This is a genomic window from Streptomyces huiliensis (assembly GCF_020037025.1).
Lineage (GTDB): Bacteria > Actinomycetota > Actinomycetes > Streptomycetales > Streptomycetaceae > Streptomyces > Streptomyces huiliensis.
The window spans coordinates 1-6,284 of record NZ_JAIQLH010000364.1; the positions used below are offsets into that span (position 1 = coordinate 1).

Consider the following 6,284-nt stretch of genomic DNA (forward strand, 5'->3'; position numbering starts at 1 on the left):
AGAACCTGGCCATCAAGTGACGTCGCCCCTGGTGGTGTTGGTCGGCCCGCCCGGCGCCGGGAAGTCGACGGTCGGCGCCCTGCTGGCCGCGCGCCTGGGCGCCGGCTACCGGGACACCGACGCCGACATCGAGCGGACGGCGGGCAAGTCCATCCCGGAGATCTTCCGGGACGAGGGCGAGCCGCACTTCCGTGAGCTGGAACGCCAGGCCGTCCGGGCCGCCGTGGCGGACCACCGGGGCGTCCTCGCCCTCGGCGGCGGCGCGGTCACGGACCCCGGCACCCGGGCGCTGCTGAAGGGCCTCCCGGTGGTCTTCCTCGACGTCGAACAGGCCGACGCCGTCCGCCGCGTGGGCCCGGACTCCGCGCGCCCGCTGCTCGCCGGCGACCCGGGCGAGCGGTGGCGGGAGCTGATGGCGGCCCGCCGCCCGCTGTACGCCGAGGTCGCCCGGTGCACGGTGGCCACTGGCGGCCGTACCCCCGAGCAGGTCGCCGACGCGGTCCTCGCCGCCCTGTTCCCCGATGAGGAGCCCATGCCCAACGCCCCCACGCCGTCCCGCACCCTTGACGTCGACGTCATCGACCACGCCGTCCTCCTGACCACCGACCTCGACGGCCTGTCCGCCCTCTTCGAGGCCCTCGGCTTCACCCTCAGCCCGCGCTCGCCGCACCGCCTCTCCGCCGAGCCCGGCGGCCCACTGCTGGACACCTGCACCGCCAACCGGTGCGCCCTGTTCGGCGAGACGTACGTCGAACTGCTCGGCATCGTCGACCCGGAGGCCGCCGACCCGTGGCGGGTGAAGCCGCTGGCGGCGGAGTACGAGGGGCTGCGGATCCTGTCGTTCGGCTGCGGCGACGTCGAGGCGGTGGCGGAGCGGCTCACGGCGTCCGGCCTGTCGTCCACGGGCGTGCGCGACCTGCGGCGGGAGGTCGGGACGCCGGAGGGCGTCAGGACCGTCGAGGCGCGCGTCGTGCACATCGACCGCGAGCGCACGCCGGAGGGCGCCGCGCACGTCGCCCAGCACCTCACCCCGCAGTACGTCCACCAGCCCCGCTACCTCGGCCATGCCAACGGCGCCCGGCGCCTCGACAGCGTCCTCATCGTCGTCGCGGACGAGGAACTGCCCGCGTACGCCGCCCGCTACGAGCGGATGCTCGGGGTCCCGGCGCGCGCCCGCGGGCCGGTGCGGGAGATCCCGCTGCGGGAGGGGAGGGTCGATCTCGTCCCCGCCTCCGCGCTCGATAGCGTGCTGCCGGGGCGGACCGCGCCCGTCCTGCCGTACATGGCGGCGGTGGGCATCGCGGTGGCGGACGTCCCCGCCGCCCGCGCGCTCGCGGAACGGAACGGGGTGCCCGTCCAGTCGACGGAGACCGGCTTCCTCGTCCGGGCCGAGGACGCGTACGGCGCCGACATCGTCTTCGTGGAAGGGTGACAGCTCATGACCGGTGACCGGCGGCCCGAGGCACGGACCGCGCACGGCGTGGTGCGCGGGGTACGGCAGGGGGCGGTGTCCGCGTTCCTCGGCGTCCCGTACGCGGCGCCCCCGGTGGGCCCGCTGCGGTTCGCGCCGCCGGGTCCCGTCGTCCCGTGGCGGGGGGTACGGGACGCGGCCGCTCCCGGGCCGGTCGCCCCGCAGCCGCCGTCGCGGCTGGAACAGGTGATGGGCGACGGGCCGTTCGCGCACGTCACCCAGGACGAGGACTGCCTCACCGTCGACGTCTGGACCCCCGCCGCCGACGACGCGGCCCGGCCCGTGCTGGTGTTCCTGCACGGCGGCGGCTTCTCCAGCGGGGGCGGCGGGCTGAGCTGGTACGCCGGGACGGGGCTCGCCGCGCGCGGGGACATCGTCGTCGTCACCGTCACGTACCGCCTCGGCGCCCTGGGCTTCGCCCGGCTCGGCGACGTCCTGCCGGGCGCCGGCTCCGGCAACCAGGGGCTGCTCGACCAGCTCCAGGCGCTGCGCTGGGTGCGCGACAACATCGCCGCGTTCGGCGGCGACCCGGAGCGGGTGACCGTCGCGGGGCAGTCCGCGGGCGCCGTCTCCATCGTCAGCCTGCTCTCCGGTACGGAGGGTCGGGGCCTGTTCCGGGGCGCGATCCTGCAGAGCTACCCGGGCGGCATGCTGCCGCAGACCCCGGAGGCGGCCGCCGCGCAGGGCGCCCTGCTGCTCGACTGCCTCGGCCTCCCGGCCGCCCGGGCCGCCGACGCCCGCACGCTGCCGGCCGCCGCCGTCCTCGCCGCGCAGGGGGAGGCCGTACGCCGTGCGCCGCACGACTTCCTGGACGTGACACCGGCGTTCCAGCTGGTGGCGGACGGGCGCGTGGTCGCCCCGGACCCGGTGGCGGCCGTCGGGGCCGCCGGCGCGCACGGCGTCCGGATGCTCATCGGCACCACCCGGGACGAGGGGGCCGCCTTCTTCACCCCCGGCTCACCCCTGCTCGCCGGCGTCGGCCCGGCGGACTTCGCCCGGGCCTCGGAGCGGTGGTACGGCGACCCGGACCGCTTCCCGGAGTGGGCGCACCTCGCCCCCGCCGAGCGCGCCGTCCGCATGACCACCGAGCACTTCTTCCGCGCCCCGTCCGAACGCCTGGCCGCCCTCCTCGCCGACGCCGGCAACCCGGCCTGGCTCTACCGCTTCGACTACGCCCCCGACGGCAGCCCCTTCGGCGCCTGCCACTGCCTCGAACTCCCCTTCGTCTTCGGCGACCTCGACGCCTGGTCCGACGCCCCGATGCTCCGCGGCGCCGACCCGAAGGACCTGGACACCCTGACCGACCGCGTCCAGCGCGCCTGGATCGCCTTCGTCCGCGACGGCGACCCGCGCCATCCGGAGGCCCCGGACTGGGACCCGTACGGGCGGGAGCGGCGGGAGGTGACGGTCATCGGCTGAGGGTTCCGTCGCGGGGCTCGGGGAGCGGGCTCGGGGAGCGGCCCCGGGGTGTACGGACGAGGAGGGCGTGGAAGACGGCAGGGGTGCCGACCGAAAGGACCCCGGACGGAGGTTCGAGCGCCGTTCGAGCCTCCCGCTTCTGTCGCCCCACCCGTACCACTCGACCCAGAAAGCAATCGTCGGCACACGGTCGTCTTATCCGCTTGTCCACGTACGTGGTAGTACGGGAGCGCTACAGCAGACGGGGGTGAGTCCTGGGCGCCCCGGCGCCCGTACCAGCGACCGACGAACGGAGCCTCACCGCGATGCCCGACTCGACCGCCGACGCCGACCGTCTCGACCCCGTGGCCTCCACCGCCCGGATGACGGCCGCCCTGCGCGCCCGCGAATCCGCGCGCCCGGACCGGCTCTTCGACGACCCGCTCGCCGCCGTCCTCGCCGGCGACACGGGACGGATGCTGGCCGACCGGGCCGGCGAGGTGGACGCCATCCCGGTCCGCACCCGGTACTTCGACGACCTGCTCCTGACGGTCACCGGCGCCCCCGACGCGCCCCGCCAGCTCGTCATGCTCGCCGCCGGCATGGACAGCCGCGCCTACCGCCTCCCGCTCCCCGCGACCGTCCTCTACGAGGTCGACCGGCCGGACCTGCTGCGGCTGAAGGAGTCGCTGCTCGGGGACGCCCCGCCGCGCTGCGCCCGCCGGGTGCCGGTCGGCGCCGACCTCGCCGCCGACTGGGCCAACCCCCTGATGACGGCCGGGTTCCGGCCCGGGGAGCCCACCTGCTGGCTGGTCGAGGGCCTCACCCAGTACCTGGAGGAGCGGGACGTGCTGCGCCTCCTCGACCGCATCACCGAGCTCTCCGCCCCCGGCAGTCACCTCCTCACCGACTTCGTCGCGGGGTCGCTGTTCCACGACGCGTCCGTCCGCCCGATGCTGAGCCTGCTCGAACGCTCCGGCGCCGGCTGGCGGTACGGGACCGACGAGCCCGGCCCGCTGTTCACCGAGCGGGGCTGGCGGCCGGAGACGGCGTCCTACGCGGCGGTCGGCCAGGCCCTCGGCCGCTGGCCCCGGAACGCCCCGCGCGGCGGCGAACTCGTCCACGCGGTGCGCTGAACCACGTCACGGCACCAACGGGCCGCCCGCTCGCACACCCGCGAGCGGGCGGCCCGCCGTGCTTCCCGCCAGCCCGATGAGGAGCCATGACCACACCCCACTCCGCCGACGTCGTGATAGCCGGCGGCGGCATCGGCGGACTCGCCACCGCCCTCAGCCTGCACGCCGCGGGCATCCGGCCGCTCGTCCTGGAGTCCTCGCGCCGGATCAGCCCGCTCGGCGTCGGCATCAACCTCCAGCCCGCCGCCGTACGCGAACTGCACGAACTCGGCCTGGCCGACGAACTGGCCGCGCTCGGCGTCCCCGCCGTCGCCCACGTCTTCGCCGACCACCGCGGCACCACCCTCTACAGCGACCCGCGCGGCACGGCCGCCGGCTACCGCTGGCCGCAGTACTCCGTCCACCGCGGCGACTTACAGATGATGCTGCTGAGAACGGTGAGAGAGCGGATCGGCCCCGAGGCTGTCCGGACCGGCGTCCGCGTCGAGGACTTCACCCAGACCCCCGACGCCGTCGAGGTCCACGCCCTCGACCGCGCCACGGACCGGCCCGAGCGCCACACCGCCGGGGTCCTCGTCGCCGCCGACGGCATCCACTCCCGGCTGCGCGCCCGCCTCCACCCCGGCCAGGGGCCCCTGCGGTGGAGCGGCGTCACCCTGTGGCGGGGAGTGACCGAGACCGACGCCTTCCCGCCGGGCGAGGCCCTGCTCCTCGCGTCCGACGAGCGGGACGCCCAGTTCGTCGCCTACCAGATCTCGCCCGCGGCCCTCGCGCGCGGCCGTACGCTCCTCAACTGGGTCTGCGCGGTGCCCACGGGCGCCCCCGGCCCGCTGCCCGCCGGCGAGGCGCGGTGGAACCGCCCGGGCCGGCTCCAGGACGTCCTGCCGCACTACGCGGACTGGCACTTCGACTGGACGGACCTCCCCGGGCTGCTGGCCGGCGCCGAGCGGATCCTCGAGTACCCGATGGTCGACCGCGACCCCCTCCCGTCCTGGGGCGCGGGCCGCGTCACCCTGCTCGGCGACGCCGCCCACCCCGCGTACCCCTCCGGCGCCAACGGCGGCTCCCAGGCGGTCCTCGACGCCCGCGTCCTGGCCCACCGGCTGGCCACCGAGCCCGACCCCGTCCGCGCCCTCGCCGCGTACGAGGCCGAGCGGCGGGGCCCGACGGCCGCGGTCGTCCTGGCCAACCGCAAGATGGACAGCGTCGCCAGGGCCCGTTCGGCCGCGAAGCGCCCGGACGCGCGCCGCGACCTGGAACGCGCCGCGGCGTCCCACCGCAGGGCGGCCGGCGAGGCCGCCGCCCTCAACACCCGCGCCTCCTACACCCCACCTGCCCGCACCTGACCCCTGCACGCGTCTTCAATTCCACCGGCCCCGGCCGCAGGATGCCTCTGTGAGCGCTTCTGCGAGCGCTTCTGTGAGCGGCGAGGACCGAACGGAACGGGAGACGACGTGCGCTACGTACAACTGGGTGGCTCGGACCTGAAGGTGTCCCGGATCTGCCTGGGCATGATGAGCTACGGCGGCGGCCCGACCGCGCAGAAGTGGTTCCTGGACGAGGAGGCCGCCGAACCCGTCGTCCGGCGCGCCGTCGAGGCGGGCGTCACGTTCTTCGACACGGCCGACATGTACTCGTCCGGCCTCAGCGAGCAGATCACGGGACGCCTGCTCTCCCGCCTCTTCCCGCGCCGCGAGGACTACGTGCTCGCCACCAAGGTCTACTTCCCGATGGGCCCCGGCCCCGACGACCGCGGTCTGTCGCGCAAGCACATCGTCAAGGCCATCGACGCCTCCCTCCGCCGCCTCGGCACCGACCACGTCGACCTCTACCAGATCCACCGCTGGGACTACGACACCCCCATCGAGGAAACCCTGGAGGCCCTGCACGGACTCGTCGCCGCCGGCAAGGTCCGTGCCCTCGGCGCCTCCAGCATGTGGGCCTGGCAGTTCGCCAAGGCGCAGCACCTGGCCAGGGCCAACGGCTGGACCCCCTTCGTCTCCATGCAGAACTACTACAACCTCCTCTACCGCGAGGAGGAGCGCGAGATGATCCCGCTCTGCCGCGACGAGAACGTCGGCTGCATCCCCTGGAGCCCCCTCGCCCGCGGCATGCTCACCGGCACCCGCGACCGCGACGGCTCCCACCGCACCCTCCGCTCCGGCAACGACGAACTCGCCCGCCGCCTCTACGAGGACGCCGACTTCGACGTCGTCGACGCCGTCCGCACCGTCGCCACCGCCCGAGCCCTCCCCCCGGCCCGCATCGCCCTCGCCTGG

At 75.5% G+C, this 6,284-nt stretch carries 4 protein-coding genes and 2 pseudogenes; all 6 read left to right on the forward strand.

Translation table 11 applies throughout. The annotated features are described in order from the left end of the window. Positions 1-16: 16 nt before the first annotated feature. Positions 17-520, forward strand: a pseudogene (locus JNW98_RS33360) (shikimate kinase); the annotation flags it as partial. 117 nt (positions 521-637) lie between these two features. Further along, positions 638-1,432 (forward strand): annotated as a pseudogene (locus JNW98_RS33365) (VOC family protein); the annotation flags it as partial. Positions 1,433-1,438: 6 nt separating this feature from the next. Beyond that, positions 1,439-2,890: a carboxylesterase/lipase family protein gene (locus JNW98_RS33370; RefSeq protein WP_223772041.1), complete on the forward strand. Its 1,452-nt coding sequence runs from the start codon at positions 1,439-1,441 to the stop codon at positions 2,888-2,890. 305 nt (positions 2,891-3,195) lie between these two features. Next, on the forward strand, positions 3,196-4,005 hold the full coding sequence (locus tag JNW98_RS33375; protein WP_223772042.1) for an SAM-dependent methyltransferase: 810 nt from the start codon (positions 3,196-3,198) through the stop codon (positions 4,003-4,005). Between the two features lie 86 nt (positions 4,006-4,091). Next, positions 4,092-5,351, forward strand: coding sequence for an FAD-dependent monooxygenase (locus JNW98_RS33380; protein WP_223772043.1), 1,260 nt, complete (start codon positions 4,092-4,094; stop codon positions 5,349-5,351). A 108-nt stretch (positions 5,352-5,459) separates the two neighbouring features. After that, a partial coding sequence (locus JNW98_RS33385; RefSeq protein WP_223772044.1) for an aldo/keto reductase occupies positions 5,460-6,284 on the forward strand: 825 nt, incomplete at its 3' end.

Excerpts from the sequence above, each read along its gene's own strand:
- JNW98_RS33370 (WP_223772041.1), top strand. The coding sequence starts at position 1,439 with ATGACCGGTGACCGGCGGCCCGAGGCACGGACCGCGCACGGCGTGGTG.
- JNW98_RS33375 (WP_223772042.1), top strand. The coding sequence starts at position 3,196 with ATGCCCGACTCGACCGCCGACGCCGACCGTCTCGACCCCGTGGCCTCC.
- JNW98_RS33380 (WP_223772043.1), top strand. The coding sequence starts at position 4,092 with ATGACCACACCCCACTCCGCCGACGTCGTGATAGCCGGCGGCGGCATC.